At 56.6% G+C, this 15,472-nt stretch carries 9 protein-coding genes; 6 read left to right on the top strand and 3 right to left on the bottom strand.

The features are described from left to right. Positions 1–144 (bottom strand): DUF5710 domain-containing protein (locus tag KBF66_RS19655; protein WP_365732551.1); only part of this gene is annotated, 144 nt, incomplete at its 3' end. A 112-nt stretch (positions 145–256) separates the two neighbouring features. Beyond that, complete coding sequence (locus KBF66_RS15875) at positions 257–871, bottom strand: hypothetical protein (RefSeq protein WP_296659348.1); 615 nt, start codon at positions 869–871, stop codon at positions 257–259. Positions 872–1,031: 160 nt separating this feature from the next. Between KBF66_RS15875 and KBF66_RS15880 the strand changes: the two genes are divergently transcribed. The 3 genes from KBF66_RS15880 to KBF66_RS15890 all read left to right on the top strand — a co-directional run bounded on the left by KBF66_RS15880 (position 1,032) and on the right by KBF66_RS15890 (position 3,592). Beyond that, positions 1,032–1,319 (top strand): hypothetical protein, encoded by a 288-nt coding sequence (locus tag KBF66_RS15880; protein ID WP_296659351.1) that lies wholly within the window; start codon positions 1,032–1,034, stop codon positions 1,317–1,319. Positions 1,320–1,894: 575 nt separating this feature from the next. Beyond that, positions 1,895–2,245: a hypothetical protein gene (locus KBF66_RS15885; protein WP_296659355.1), complete on the top strand. Its 351-nt coding sequence runs from the start codon at positions 1,895–1,897 to the stop codon at positions 2,243–2,245. 314 nt (positions 2,246–2,559) lie between these two features. Further along, positions 2,560–3,592 (top strand): IS630 family transposase gene (locus KBF66_RS15890; protein WP_296659358.1). Its coding sequence is split into 2 segments (ribosomal slippage): positions 2,560–2,751 and positions 2,753–3,592, totalling 1,032 coding nucleotides; the frame shifts between segments, so codons are not numbered across the junction. Between the two features lie 142 nt (positions 3,593–3,734). Here the strand turns inward: KBF66_RS15890 and KBF66_RS15895 are convergent. After that, entirely contained in the window at positions 3,735–5,927 is a 2,193-nt protein-coding gene (locus tag KBF66_RS15895; protein ID WP_296659361.1) for an adenylate/guanylate cyclase domain-containing protein, read from the bottom strand. A gap of 156 nt (positions 5,928–6,083) precedes the next feature. Between KBF66_RS15895 and KBF66_RS15900 the strand changes: the two genes are divergently transcribed. The 3 genes from KBF66_RS15900 to KBF66_RS15910 all read left to right on the top strand — a co-directional run bounded on the left by KBF66_RS15900 (position 6,084) and on the right by KBF66_RS15910 (position 15,266). Continuing rightward, a complete protein-coding gene (locus tag KBF66_RS15900; RefSeq protein ID WP_296659364.1) occupies positions 6,084–9,488 on the top strand; it encodes a TonB-dependent receptor in 3,405 nt (1,134 codons plus the stop codon). A gap of 193 nt (positions 9,489–9,681) precedes the next feature. Beyond that, entirely contained in the window at positions 9,682–13,101 is a 3,420-nt protein-coding gene (locus KBF66_RS15905; protein WP_296659370.1) for a hypothetical protein, read from the top strand. 89 nt (positions 13,102–13,190) lie between these two features. Then, positions 13,191–15,266, top strand: coding sequence for a hypothetical protein (locus KBF66_RS15910; protein WP_296659373.1), 2,076 nt, complete (start codon positions 13,191–13,193; stop codon positions 15,264–15,266). Positions 15,267–15,472 lie beyond the last annotated feature (206 nt).

Genomic DNA, 15,472 nt, shown 5'->3' on the forward strand with positions numbered 1-15,472 from the left:
ATCCAGATTCGGTATCCACCGCGCAAACGGCGTCAGGTCTGCAACATTCGTGATGTACCAGCATTTCTTGGTGACATCCCAGCGTGCCCCGAGGGCTTTGACGGCGTCTTTTTCTGCAAAGGGAGTGGCCAGATTGATTCTCATGGCCAGATTATCCGTACTTGTCGAAATAGCCCCCCCTGGTTTCCGAGGGGCGTTTTATCGTGCTGAACAGTCAAACGGCAGGACTGTCGCCGATCATGGCGATTGCCAGAAACTATGCTCTTGTTCGATAAACAACCCAGCCAGTCAACGCGCCAGCGATACTTCCATTCTTATCGTAGTTGACATTCTGACCTTGGACCAAAGGGAATGTCCTGGCTGTGCCATCCCCAGGATCACAAAAATCCCCATAAACCTTGCCCCGGGTCCGCACAATCGTGTCACACACGATGAAATGGTAGCCGCCGTTGTTCCATGCCATATGGGTAATCACCGGTGCGCCGTTCCTGGTGCCTACAAACTGCGTGATCTTGTGGGCCACCTGCGATGTTGGGTACCACTCGCAGACCCAATTGCCAATTCCCAGCTCATTGAGCACTTTCACAAGCATTTTTGCGTCGGTATAGGTCGTGCCGTCGTAACTTTTTCCGGTAACTTTTGAATAGGCCAGATCAACTTCTTTCTCTGACTTGACGGTTGCGTGCAAGGCCAGCCCAAACGAGGGTACGGCAAGAGTGGGCGCGGGCAATATTGCCCCCGCAACCGCCAATAGCCACTTTTTCATATTGAAATTGATCATGATGACGCTGGCAATGCCGCATGAATTGACGGCCTGTTGGCTGTACACCATGTGGCTGGCGTGATCGGTGATCCTCAATGACCAAGTCATATGAACTACTCCTTAAAGGGTTGCCGCGACTTCTGATGACTCGTTAATGCGTGATTGACGAACATCCTACGAGGTTAAACTTCATATTGAACTTGCAATCCGGAAAGCCTGCAACTTCGATTAGAAATTGGCGCTAATGGGAAATTTGGGATAAAGTCAGATGAAGACACTATTTACGGGTAAGTTCGTGATCGTCATTGCCCTAAAGCGTTTTAGCTATCCCCAGTATGATTCAAACGAATTGCTTGATCGCTTAGGTGAAGTGATCTACGTCCCACTGAATCGTACGCTCAGTACTGGCGGAACTTTCTTCTTTACCCTGGAAGGGAGTCAGGGGAGCGGCCATGTTCCCAAATTTTCAGACCCAGGCCCGTTTGAAAATTGCAAGGCAATCGCCTTTACGGGTGGTCCGGTACCGTTCTACTTCGGACTCAAACTGAGCCGGTAAGGAATGGCGGGCTATTTGTTTTCGAACGAAACGGCATTACCATTTACCGGCTCGCAACATAGCGCGTGAATCGAACATGAAAACACTTTTAGCCCTGACCTTGCTTGTGCTCTTAACGGCCTCCTGTGGCGGTGGTAACGGAGGCCCTTCGACCGATGATCGCTCTGGGGCGACCGGCAACGTGCCAGCGTTCGAGACACCTCCATCGCCTGGAGTCAAACGAAAGCCTTGAACATGTGCCCGATCCTTGACCTCAATTCAAGCCGTAATGGGGTGAATGCGCCCTGACCTACCCAAGGAGAACCCAATTGCCCTTTTTTTTACAACGAACCGGTGCCGCCCCTGAACCTTTGGTGACAGCCCGCAGCAGTCACCGTTTCGCCGCAACTCGAATCAGGGCTCATCATGTAGCCGCGGTTCCCCTTGGTCTGCGGCGAGGGTGTGTGCTGCTTAGCCTAATTGCCGGAGCAGTCGGTTGCCCCTTTGCCGTTGCCCAGACTTCAACCTTTGAGCCTCCGCCAGCTCCTGGCGTGGTGTCGTATGACGGCATCTACTTGTGGTCTGCAGGACAATACTTGTCACTGCACCAAGATGGCGGCTACATGATTGCAACAATCTATTTCACCAAAGACGGAAGCTTCAGCTTTGCCGCATCAGATGGCAAGACCTTGCCTGTTGCGCAGCTCGATCTATTCGATTTGATGAGTGGCCCAGTGACTGGGCAATCCGCCAAGATCAGCGGCACGAGGTTCCACAGAGCGTGCAGCGTGAATTACGATTTCACGTTCAACAGTGACAGCTCTATCACCGTGTCGAGAACTGCAGTCAAGAATAATGCAGCGGCCGATACTTCCGGCCTGACCTGCAGCACGATCGTCGCTTCGGAACCAGCCACACTGTCAGTGCCAAAAATTCGCTTCAACTAGCGACCAGGTTTGCGCCTTCCCATCAATTCTCTTGTTCATTGAAGCTTCTTTTTGTATTTCAATTTTCACATCGGCAACATCGTCCCAACAGCGACGGCAAGATCAGGCGTGATCTGATTTTTGTCGCAGCGGTCTCAAGCAGCTGTTGGCCGCGGGTAGTGTGCGGTGGTCACAGTAGCTTGGACAGCCACCGGGGTGGAATAAGCTGAAGCTGATGCCGGGGGTTTGGTTATGGTTTTCCGGATTTACTCATAGGTCAGTAATTTTGCGGACAATGTGCTGAGTTTATTTCTTTGGGTTTTCTCCAAATCTGCATGAAACGAGACGGACGCAAATTGGCCCACAACACGCTTGAAGAAATGCGAGTTCTGGCGGTGCAAAGGATGAATGAGGGTGAGCATCCCGACGCGGTAGCTGCTTCTCTTGGGATGAATCGGTCTTGGGCCTACAAGTGCCGAGCCGCAGCCAAGGGACGTGGTCACGGTCTGCGAGCCCTGCGCTCAACCAAAAGGCACGGGTCGGCCACGCAAGCTGACGCCAACACAGGAACGCCAGGTCTATCGGTGGGTTAACGGCAAGCGACCGGACCAGTACGGTTTTGACTTTGGTCTTTGGACGCGTCAGATTGTTCAAGAATTACTGCTCACCCGTTTTGGCGTGAAGCTATCGCTGGCAGCCATCGGGACGCTGTTGGCGCGACTGGGCTTGACGGCACAAAAACCACTTGAGCGTGCATACCAGCGTGACCCTGAGGCGGTTGCACGATGGAAGAACGAAACCTTTCCCGCCATCGCCTCAGAGGCAAAGGTCAGCGGTGCGGAAATATTGTTCTGGGATGAATCTGGCTTTCGCGCCGATGCGGTGCATGGCAAGACGTGGGCGCCACGAGGTCAAACCCCAGTTATTGAGCGCCCTGGTCAGCGTCAAAGTATCAGCGCGGCATCTGCTGTCAGTGCCAAAGGTGCCTTCTGGTTCACCACCTACCAAGGCGGCTTGACCGGAGAGTTGTTTGTCGAATTGCTCAAGAAGATGATGTGCCGCCGCAAAAAGCCGGTGCGACTGGTAGTTGATGGCTTGCCCGCGCACAAGAAGGCCATCGTTAAGGAATACGTCACCAGTACAGGTGGCAAACTGACTCTTCACTTCCTGCCCGGTTACGCGCCTGATTTGAATCCCGATGAGTTGGTCTGGAGTCACGCCAAGCGTACGGGTGTTGCTCGCTCACCATTGAAGGCGGGTGAAAAACTGCAATGTCGTGTTGATGCCCAACTGGAAAACATCGCGAACGACAGGACTTTGGTGAAGTCACTCTTTTGCCATCCCTCTGTCTTCTATATTGACTTATGAGTAACAATAAGTGTAGTCGTTTGAGCGCTGTGGAGCTTGGAATACCCCGACTCATATGACCTCAACTTCCCGAACCGCCTGGTGCGGACCCCCATGCCAGGTGGTGTGGCAGGAGCGCTGCTCACGCCGCCCCCTATGCCGATCAGTTTTTCTCCAGGCTAATTGCCCCCGACCAGTTCTCCCCTGGAGGGTCAAGACGAAACTCTTGAATTCTCTGAAGGTAGATTCCTGCAATCTTGTCATCTGGCACAAGAGCGGATAGTTCCTGCATCAACGCCTGCGCCTCATCCCATCGCTGGCTGCGAAACAACTCAACACCGCGTGCAGTCAAGTCGATGACCCGCTCATCCTCACAAGGGGTAAACACCTCAATGGCTTGGCTTTTGCCTTTGACAATCACTCGATCGACGACTCGAAAGCGGATCCTCTCGCCAACCTGTTTGAGGGTGTCAAAACTCACCAGAATTTCGGTGCCGTAGATCTTGTTGGTGCCTTCGAGGCGCGCTGCCAGATTAACATCATCGCCAATCGCCGTGTAGTCAAACCGCTTGGCCGAGCCAAGGTTACCGACGACCGCCGAGCCACTGTGGATTCCAACACGCATATGAATGGGCGGAAGACCTTCTTTTGCGAAGCTCTCACGCATCGTATGCATACGCTTTTGCATTACCATCGCCGATGACACGGCGCGATAAGCCTGCGCATCATCTTCCAAAGGTGCACCCCACATCGCCATGATTGCGTCGCCGATGAAGGTCACGACAGTACCGTGGTGCTCTAGCACAATGTCAGTCATTTCGGTAAAGTGACGGTTCAGCAATGAGGCGACGCGCTCAGCCGAGTGCGCTTCTGAAATTGAGGTAAAACCTGCCAGATCAGTGAACATCAAAGTAATGTTGCGCCGCTCGCCACCGAGTTTCATCTGTTCCGGGTGTGCAATCATGTAGGCCACCACTTGAGGGGTCACATACAACGAAAACGCACGGGTGATCTCTGCACGCCTTGCCAGTTCGATCAGGTACGAGCGCCCGCCAAGGCTCAAATAAATGAGCACTACCACAGCCAACGCCATCACTGTCGGAACCCAAAGGTTAAATCTCTGCAGTGATGCCCAGGCAACACCAACGATCAACAACATTAGCCCGCCGCCGGCCAGTGCGCCTCGAACCGGTCGCCAGTTGTGCATCGTCAGGACACTGGCAGCAGCCACCATGCTCAACAGCAACAACAAAGCCGCATTGGGTAAACGCGCAATGGCGTTGCGAGCCAGCGCTGTCTCAATCAGGTTGGCGTGCACCTCGACCCCAGGCATTAGTCCACCGGTATGGGCCAAGAAAGGTGTGTGAAACAAGTCTGCCTGCGCACTTTGCGCATTGAGTGAGGCGCGCGCCGCAAGTCCGACGAGCACCACTTGATCCTTGAAGTAGCCCGGCGGAAGCGTGCCGTCGGGTTGCACAATCTCGTGGTACGACACGTACGGAAATGTGTGATCGCCGCCCACATAGCGAATGTACGAACCCTGCTCGCTGCTGAGATTAGGAGCTAGTTCAGGATGTTCCCGGATCAGGCGCAACACCGTTGTTCGCCACATCGCCTCGCTTGAATCAGGCACTTGGCGGACAACCAAATCCTGGTCCAATGGCACGGTGGCCAATCCAATCTGAGCACCAGCCTGCAAGAACAGGGGCAACGGATCGAGTCGCTGCCACTCACTCGTGGTGCTGGTCTCGCGATACACCCGGTCCGCCGCCAAAACAACATTGCCTGAACGTTTGATCGCTTGAACAAACCGCTGGTCATCCTCTGGCCCTCGACCAGAAGGCTCAGCAAACAAGACGTCAAAGGCCACCACCGAAGCACCGTCAGTGCTCAGCCGGTCTAACAGGTCGGCATGCAGACTTCGAGGCCAGGGCCACTGCAACCCTAGCTTGACAAATGAGTCCGCGTCGATGCCGACAATCGTGATCGGGTAGCTTGACTTGTTGGGCGCAGTGGCCACCAACAGCCGGTCGAGTATCTTGAGCTCAACCAGTTGAATGGCTGGGGTTAATGACAACAGCACAGCCACAGCCAACCAAAACCCCGCGATAAGCGTTGGCGGATTTAGCCAGCGTTTGGCCTTGGCAAGAATGAGGGCAATGAACTTCATCTGAGGGTTTGATTCTGCCTCAGGCAGTGAAGTGCCCGACACGTCGCACTGGTTATGCTTGCTTCGTTCCTTTTCGCAAGCCGTTGGGACGGGAGCACGAAATGAATGCAGAAAACGCGGTTGTCGCATAAAAACAGGACGGCGACCTAGGAACTCCGTGCCTTCGGACTGGAAAGCGCCGACCACGGTGGCATGGACAGAAGGAGAATCGCGCACGGAACGCCGGAGGCAGTTCCATGAGCTTTCTCCCCGCCGCTCATTTTATGATTCATCTGACTATTGCATGTTGCACAATATGCATAGTCGTCTGAATGTCCTGAAATTCTTAAGGAGTAGAGCGATGTGATTGAAGCGATATTGCACCGGTTCGGGTGGTCCGATGTGGACTTGGGCCGAAGCTGGCTCGCGCTGTTGGTGATGGCAGCTGTGACCTTTGCCACCGATGTGGCGCAAGCAGCAAGCGCGGCCGAAATTGTCAGCGTGCAGGGAAAGGCAGAATCCCGGGCGTCGCAAGAGAGCGCTTGGCGCGAAGCCGTCGTGAAGCAGCAACTGCTTCCGGGCGCAGCGGTGCGCACGCTGGATGGCAGTCGCATGGCGGTGCTCCTGTCCGACCAGACCCAAGTGCGCCTTGCCCCCAACAGCATGCTGGAGATCAAACAGGTTGGCGATGGCGCGACACGAACAACCCAGCTACAGCAAAACTCCGGGCGAACCTGGGCACAATCCAAAAACGTGCCGGACAAGCTGACCGTTCAAACACCCACGGCGCTGGCTGCCATCCGCGGGACCGATTGGGAACTGGTCGTTGACGAGGACGGCACGTCGACCTTGACCGTCTTGTCGGGCGAGGTATTGCTCTCCAACGAGCAGGGCAGCGTCAACATTGGAAGTGGGGAGCAGGGTCGTGCGCAAAAAGGCCAGACGCCCGTCAAAACCGTGCTGAGCAACCCGCGCGAGCGGGTACAGTGGGTCAGCAGCTTCAAGGTAGACCTCCAACGTTACCCCGATTTGGCCCAGTTACCCGACATTGCGGCCTTGCTTGCCAGTCAAGATCTGCTCGCGGCCCGCCGGGCTGTGCAACAACTTGCTCTGACTGACCTGGCTCCGGCCAGCGCCAGTCTGCTGTTGTCAGACTTCTTGGTGCAAAACGGCGATTTTGCGCAGGCCATTGCCTTGCTGAAGCAAGCTGCCAGGCGCTATCCCCAGGACGAGCGCCTGGATGTCTGGCGTGCCCGTTTGCTGCTTCTTCGAGACGACGTGACCGCTGCCCGCAGCGCATTGGCATCGGCACACTCACGCAAATCGCAGTCCACCGAGCTAATGCTAGCCGTTGGGGAATTGGAGCGACTGGAGGGTCAAGCCAGTGCGGCCTCCGCTGCCTACCAGTCGGCACTGGCGCTGTCGCCCGATCTGGCCCGCGCCTGGCACGGTCTGGGCGTGGTGCAAACCGAGCGCGAAGACTTCAGTAACGCGCAGATCAGCCTGCGCCGTGCAATGGCGCTTGACCAGCATGCCACAAGGCTTTTGGCTGAGTTGGGGACGCTGGAAGCCTTGACAGATCGGCTGGATGCGGCGCGCGTTGCGTTTGCCCAGGCACTGCAAGACCAGCCTGATGATTTTGTCGCCCTGACCGGCCTGGGCCTAGTTGAGCTCAAGGCTGGCAACACCGACGAAGCGATTCGCCAGCTGCTGGCCGCCAGCCTGATCGAGCCGCGCTATGCCCGCGCCCAAACGTATTTGGCCGTCGCCTATTACCAACTGGGTCGCAGCAAAGATGCACTTTTTGCCTTGTCGCGCGCCCGGGAGGTAGACCCCAAGGATCCGTTGCCCGACCTATATCAAAGCGTAATTCACAATGATCTGCTGCAACCCGGCCAGGCGCTTGCGGCTGCCCGCAAGGCGCTTGAGCTGCTGCCCTACCTGAAGTCGCTTAACCAAATCGCCAATGATCAAAAGGGTGGAGCCAATCTGGGGGCCGCGCTGGCGGCCTTCGGGCTGGAAGACTGGGCCAGAAGTTACGCGCAGGACTCATACACGCCGTTTTGGGCAGGCAGCCATTTGTTTTTGGCCGACCGCTACAGTGGTGATTTCAACAAGAAGTCAGAGCTGTTCCAGGGTTTTCTGTCCGACCCAACGGTGTTTGGTGCCTCAAACCGCTTCTCCTCGCTGATCTCCAAGCCGGGCCATTACGGCAGCCTGGGTGTACGCTACAACCGAAGCGCTGACTTTGCGTTGACCGAGCCGTTCGTCAGCCTCAACGGCTATGCCAACGCAGTTATGCCTATGGCCTATTTTGCCGAGGCCATGCCTCAGAAAAGTCGACCTGGGCAACAGCAGTTTGATGCAGAGGCTAACGCCTATACCGTGGCGCTGGGCGTGAGGCCGAGTCATGCGCTGGGTTTGTTCGTCTATGCCAATGCCTTTGACGCTGACCTGAACCTGAGGCCATCGGAGAGCGTGTTGCAGCGCGTTTCGGGCCGCAATGAACGCCTTGATCTGGGTGCCCACTACCGTTTTGGACCTCAGTCGCAAGTCTGGTTAAAGCTAGGACATGGCAGCGAAGCTTCGGCCGTAAATCAGCGCAGTTCGGTCCAGACCAACTTGGGGCTTGCCACCAATGACTCTGAATTCGAAGCTCGTCCGCGCCAGCGTGACTTGCAGTGGCGCCACACCTTGGCGCTCAGTGACATTCATGAATTGGGCTGGGGGGCTGCGGACGGTCGAATGGAAAAGACCAACAGCCTGGTGCGGGAAAATTTTTTCCATGTCGGCACTGGCGTCGTCCCATCAGACCAGCTCCACCAGCAGGACGACGATCACTCGCAGGATCTATGGGTTTCCAATATTTTTCGCGTCGGCGCGCAATTGAATTTGCAGGTCGACCTGGCTTGGCAGCGCTACAACAAAACCCGCGACATCCTCATCCTGCGCGATCGCCAGCCTGCGGTCACTCAGATGCTCGCTGAGGACTATGATCAATCGAAGATCACACCGCGCTTGGGTGTCAGTTATGCAATGGGTCACGGCGCGACTTTGCGCGCGATCTGGCAAAAATGGCTCCACCCGGCTTCCTACAGCGCATTGTCACCCGTGGCCACCGCAGGCATTCCAATTGACGACAGTCTGGTTAACCCGGGCGGCATGCTCACACGCAGTCGAGCCCAGCTTGACTGGGAACTGTCTGCCACCCGTTTTCTCGGCGCCTTTGTCGACCACAGGCGCGTTGACAACCTCGTTTCGCCTCTGGACGGTGTGCTCAATACCCGCGCTGATGTTGCCAACCTGGACCGACTGCGCCAACGCAGCATCGCCAACTTGGCAGCACCCGATCAGCTCGAAGCCGCACCTGTGTTCTCGCGCGGCAAGGTCAACAGCGCCGGTGCCACGCTCAACCAGGTGTTTTCAAGCCAACTGGCAGGCTACTTAGGTTACGTCAGCAGCCACTCCGAAAACACTGGGACGCAGTTCAGCGGCAAATCCATCCCCTTAATGCCACAGCACCGGGCAATGCTTGGGTTGACCTGGGCTGGTGAACAACACGTGTTGTTCAGCACCCAAGCCGTCTGGCGCTCAGAGCGTTTTTCTGATGAGGCCAATTTGCAGCGGCTGGCAGCAGGTTGGGACATGACTTTGCGACTGCATTGGGAGACGCTGGATAAACGCTGGGCAGCAGATGCCTATGTCACAAACCTGCTCAAGCCAGATACGCAAAAGATTGTCGGCGTGAATCTGGTGGGGCGGTATTGACCATCTTTGCGACGTATATGTTCGATCTGGTGAAGATTTCGATTTCTGTCGAATTTCGTGCGATGGCAGGTGCGGTCCATCGCGATCAACTAGTTGCCTCTGCCAAATGCCACTTGAAGACAATGGCTTGTTTGCTCGAAAAGTATCCGAGTGTGACAGGCAGTCATGTCATCAGTGAACAAAAGGAATCTCAATGACAACGCCCTTTCGCACGATTCTTGCAGTGCTCAGTATTGTTTGGACTTGTGGTTCCTTGCCAGCCCATGCAGCGTCGCCTTCTGTTTCCAACAACGGTGGTCATGCCTCGCCGGTAAAGACGGGGGACACACCGTCGATTTCGGCAGCGCCAGCCCCACCGGTTGCGGGCGGCAACACCCACAGCATGGCACTGAGTCGTGACGGAAAGGTTTTCACCTGGGGAGATGACACTTACGGTCAATTGGGTTCAGGTCGTCAACTTTTTCTGACCAGCCCATCGCCTGCCATGCTGGCTGAGGCAGCCAATGTGGTGGGCCTGGCAGCCGGGAAAAACCATTCCTTGGCTCGCATCCGCGATGGCAGCGTCGTGGCATGGGGAGAAAACACCGACGGTCAGTTGGGCGACGGCTCAGTTACATCTAAAGGGTTACCCGGCAAAGTTGTCGGCCTTTCGTCGATCGTTGCGGTGGCCGGTGGCGAGCGCCACTCACTGGCCGTTGACACCAACGGGTCGGTGTGGGCCTGGGGCAGCAACGATTTTGGTCGGCTGGGTCAGGGGGACGCTGAATTGGCGATGAGCAAGGTTCCAGTTCAAGTCTTAGAACTCAACAACGTGGTCGATGTGCGCGCCGGCAAGGAGCATAGCCTGGCGTTGACACGAGACGGCAAAGTCATGTCCTGGGGGGCGAACTTCAGCGGCCAGTTGGGAGACTCCACCGGACGCACCCGAAACCTACCCGTGCTGGTGGAGTTTCCGCTTCCTGATGTGTTCGTCGTGGCCATTGATGCCTCTTTGGACAGCAGCTTCGCCTTGGACAGCGAGGGTCGCCTATGGAGCTGGGGCGACAACGGCTCCTACCAGCTGGGTGACACCACGTCTTTGCGTTCGTCACCGCTGTACCTGTACGCCCTGGAACAGCAAGGAAAGGTTCGCAACTTTGCGGTGGGTCCGTCCAGCGCCGCTGCGGTGTTGGCTGATGGCAGCCTGTGGGTGTGGGGGTTTTTCCAGCGTTATGACGAACCGATTCGCGTTACCCAGTTACCCGGACTGGCCCAGCAGGTACGCCTGGGTGAGCGTCATTTGGTTGTGACCTTGACTGACGGCCGAATTTTGACAAGTGGTGACAATACTTTGGGCCAGCTTGGTGATGGCAGCGTTACCTCGCGCGCAAATTTGGTCTTTGGGCCGCCGCTGGGGTTGACCGGCCCGATCTCATTGTTGGCAACCGGCTACTACCACACGCTCGCCATCGATGCGACGGGCCGACTCATGGGCTGGGGTGATAACTCGACTGGACAACTGGGCAACGGCGTGAGTATCAGTCGATCGGTCCCGGTGAGTTTGAGCTCACTGGGTGGCGTTACCCAAATCGCAAGCGGCAGCTTGCACGCGCTGGCGCTCTTGGATGACGGAACCGTGCAGACCTGGGGTGACAACAGCGACGGTCAACTCGGAGACACAAGCGATGTGCCGATACGCACTGGACCGGTGGCAGCCCAAGGGCTGACGAACATCCGGCGTATCGCGGCAGGCGGAAACAGCAGCGCCGCGCTAGACGCCAATGGAAATCTGTGGACCTGGGGTTCCAATTTGAGGGGTCAGCTCGCACTGCCCGAAGGCCTGTATCGCACCAATACCCCCACTCTGGCTACCGGCTTGCCTGCATTGATCGATGTGAGTGTTGGCTATAGCCACATGCTTGGGCTTGATCTCCAGGGACGGGTTTGGGTGTGGGGCGCCAATGGCTATGGCCAACTGGGTGACGGCTACAACCAAGCGACAGCACCTCGCGTTCTAACCTCGCTGTCCGGTATTTTTGCCATTTCCGCCTCGGGTGACCATTCGATGGCGCTGGATCACCAGGGACGGGTCTGGGCATGGGGATACAACGGCGACCTTCAGGTTGGCGCAAGCACAGAGCAGCAGGTCAAGTCACCGATCCTGATTCCTGGATTGCCTCCCATCAAAGCCATCGCGGCGAGTTTTTTCAGCAGCCTGTCCCTTGGGCAGGACGGCAGTCTCTGGGCTTGGGGCTCTGGTGCCGAGGGGCAGTTGGGCGACGACATGCTGGAATCACGTGGCGAAGCCGCGCAAGTTGGCAAGGAATCGTTTGACGCCATTGCTGCAGGAGCCGGGCACGTGCTTGCCACAAAATCCGACGGCACGGTACTCTCCTTTGGTGCCAGTTATCTCGGACAGATTGGTGACGGGGCATTTGCCAGACGGCTTTCTCCAGTGCTGGTCGTTAACCCGGCATTCGATGGTTTTCTCAATTTGAATGCCCAGTGGTCCCCCCAAATTCCACCCGCCCTGAATGTTCCTTTTTTTGCAAAGGCAACAGGCGGGGTGTCGGGAACCATTGCCACCGTGGCCAACAAGATCAATTTCAATCCGGCTGATATTGGCAAAACAGGCTCCGTTTTTATCACTGCCCGGGTACCTGCTGGTTCGCTCGGAACAGCCAAACCCGCCACGACGGCTGCAAGCGTGGGCAACGCAAAAAGTCGAGCACCGAGTTCCTCGAGTCTGAACACGGCTGGTGCAAACGACGGATCAGTCCTGGTGCAACTCACCCCCCTGGGATGGCAAACGGTCGTGGATGGGCAATTGGTCCCGTACGCCAACGGTGTCATCGGTGATCAGATTGCCGCCCAAACCATCCTGGACATGACCGATACCACCTCTCTCAAAGGTGCCGAGTTTTGTGTTGGCTACGGCAGCAGCGCACAGGACATGATCAACAACGGCAACATCCGCGCGGTGGCCACTATCCCGGGCGCAACGCCGGCAGGCTCCTGCGTCGTGGGTGGCAGCATCAGCGTTAACCTCAAACTGAATCAAGGCTGGAACCTGATGGGTAACCCGGTGAACCAGACCATTGCCGTGGCCGACAAGTTTGGTGATTCCAGCGTGGTCACCTCACTCTGGAAGTGGGACAGTGCAGCGGCGAACTGGCAGTTTTACACCCCGGACATGAGTGCCTCGGATTTGCGCACCTTCGCCCTCAACCAGGGCTATGGTGTGTTGTCCACGATCGAGCCCGGTGAAGGTTACTGGGTCAATGCCAGGGCCAACGCCGACCTGGGCACCATCAGTGGCAACAGCATTTATTTGCGCCAAAACAGTCTGGCTGCGGGCTGGAATCTAGTGGCAACCGGCAGTCCAATTTCGGCCAGCGACTTCAACGCCAGCCTGAGCATCACCCCGCCTGTGGCGGGTCAGGTTCCCAACAACTTGATTTCCATGTGGGCTTGGGACAGTTCGCAATCCAGGTGGTACTTTTACGCGCCCAGCCTGGACGCTCCCGGTACCACCCAGCTGATCAACTACATCTACAGCAAAGGGTACAAGGACTTCACGACGGACGGCAAAACCCTAGGCAACGGCATCGGGTTCTGGGTCCACCGACCGTGATAGTCGCTGGATGTTCAAAAAGGCATCGTCCACGCAATCCAATTGAATGTAAGGACAAGTGCGTGTTTCACACAAAAGGAGGCCGATGAATGGCGGAGCTACGCATGGCATGCAAGAAAGCGCTGGCTATTGCCTGGATAGTGATACTTTTCCCAAGCGGTTGGGCTTTTGCCAGCGACGCTACGGCAGCCTTAACGACCGCCGACCCTACCCTGACTTTGGTGCGCACCGGCCGCGGAACTGGCAACGTTTCCAGTAGTCCTGCTGGTATCAGTTGTGGTAGCACCTGTTCCGCCAGTTTTGCGCTTGGCACAAAAGTTGCCCTGACGCCCCAACCCTCGGCCGATTCTGTATTCACGGGATGGAGTGGCGCATGCACGGGACGCGGATCCTGTGTGGTGAATCTGGTAGGACCACGGATCGTGACGGCTAACTTTAAGCTCAAACCGTTCAATGTTGCCACCACTGGCGTTACGGCGGGCGTCATCACAACACCAATCGCCAAAGTCAGCAATACGATTTCGTTTAACTCGGCTGATGTGGGCAAAGACGGTGCTGTCTTTGTCACGGCGGTTGTGCCTGCCAGCGCTGTGCTCACACTGCTGTCCGAAAGCTGGGAAAACACCATCGACAACGACGGGATATGGGTCAGCTTTGGTTCCCCCGCGCCCAGGGTGGCGACCACCATCAGCAATCGTCGCTATGTTCTTGACAGCAACGGGAACTCTGCAGATTCCAGTGGCGTTGTCTTGGCTGAACCGCTCGACCTCAGTCAGGGTGCAATGATTGAGGTTGATGTTTTTATTGACCTAAAAGGACTTAGCGGATGTTGGGCAGGTCCATCTTTTGGTTTAACGCAAAGTAACCTATCCGACGTCAACGTGCCCGCCCCCGTGCTTGGGGGGTTCTATTGGAGCATTGAGGCCGGCGGCAGCGCATGCCTTGCGGTGCCGCCAGACAGACGCGGCACCGCCTGGTTCTCGTTTGGTGTGCTAAGCGCTGATGGCACCTGGGAGATCAGCAATCTTATGATCGACGCGAACGCCTATGAAGCTGGCTGGCATCGGGCCAGGGTCACCATTGGACCCAATGGTCGCGCCAGCTTTTCCATTAACCGCAGGCTCTTGTGGACCCCCCGCAAGGCAATCGATCTTGCCTACCTGCGAGCGAGCAAACTGGTGATTGGGCGCCGCGCTTCAAACTCAAACGCAAAAGCCTATCACGACACGATCTGGGTTGTAAGCTTTGTCGGCAGTGCAAGCGCCCCTACCTCGGGCCGCTCAACCGGCGTCATGGCTGCCAGTTCACAAGCGCAAACTGTCACCGATTCGCAAACTCAGACCACGCTGATGCTGACCGAGTCAGGCTGGCAAACCTATACCGAGGGGCAGTTGTTGCCTTACGCCAGCGGTGTGTTGGGTGACGCCATTGCCACGCAGAATATTCTGAACAACGTCGATACCGGCAACTTGGCGGGCGCCCAGATTTGCGTCGGCTATGGCACAAGCGCCACCGAAATGATCGACAACTCACGCATGCAGGTGATTGCCACCGTTGATTCAAGCTCTTCCAGTGCCGTGTCAATGAACTGCCTGGTGAGCGATAGCCTGGCGCTTGGGACCGGTTGGAACCTGCTGGGTCATGGCCGTAGCCAGAGTTTTTCAGTGAGTGCGCTTTATGGCGATGCGGGTTGGGTCAATTCGGTCTGGAAATGGGATGCTAGCCAGCAGCGCTGGCAGTTCTACACGCCTGCGTTAGATTTCAGCGCGCTTCAAAGCTACGCCAGTAGCAAAGGCTACGGCGTGCTAAGTGACATCCTTCCAGGTGATGGGTATTGGGTTAGGGTAGCCGAGCCCGGCTCGGTTCTGGTTCAGCCAGGCGACACCGTCAGTCTGGACGCGACTCAACTGGCGCCTGGTTGGAGTTTGGTCAGCACCGAGGTGGCCACCACACCTGCCGCAATTAGCACCATCATGGGTACTGCGCTTACGAGTTTGTGGGCCTGGGACAACGCACAGCAAACTTACTACTTTTATGCCCCCAGCCTGGATGCCCTGGGCGGATCGGCGCTGAGCAGCTACAGCAATAGCCAAGGATGGCTCGATTTCAATACGGCGGGAAAGGGGCTGGGAACTGGTGTGGGCTTCTGGGTGAAACGACCCTGACGCTGTTGCCAGATTTGTAGTTAAATTAAGCGCTGGCGCCTTCTTTTTAAGCGCCGCCAGATACGCTAAGTATAGCAAGCTAGGAGTCTGGGCGGCAGAAGGGAAAATCCCGATGGCAAATTTGCGGTGGTGAGTTGAAATATAGCCATGAGCACAAGCTACGTGGCGTACCACCCGGAACAGCAACAACTCCTGCCCAGCGCACT

Origin of the sequence: Rhodoferax sp., from assembly GCF_018063565.1 — a bacterium.
Lineage (GTDB): Bacteria > Pseudomonadota > Gammaproteobacteria > Burkholderiales > Burkholderiaceae_C > Rhodoferax.

Coding starts and splice junctions, on each gene's coding strand:
- KBF66_RS15875 (WP_296659348.1), bottom strand. CDS start 871: ATGACTTGGTCATTGAGGATCACCGATCACGCCAGCCACATGGTGTAC.
- KBF66_RS15880 (WP_296659351.1), top strand. CDS start 1,032: ATGAAGACACTATTTACGGGTAAGTTCGTGATCGTCATTGCCCTAAAG.
- KBF66_RS15905 (WP_296659370.1), top strand. CDS start 9,682: ATGACAACGCCCTTTCGCACGATTCTTGCAGTGCTCAGTATTGTTTGG.
- KBF66_RS15910 (WP_296659373.1), top strand. CDS start 13,191: ATGGCGGAGCTACGCATGGCATGCAAGAAAGCGCTGGCTATTGCCTGG.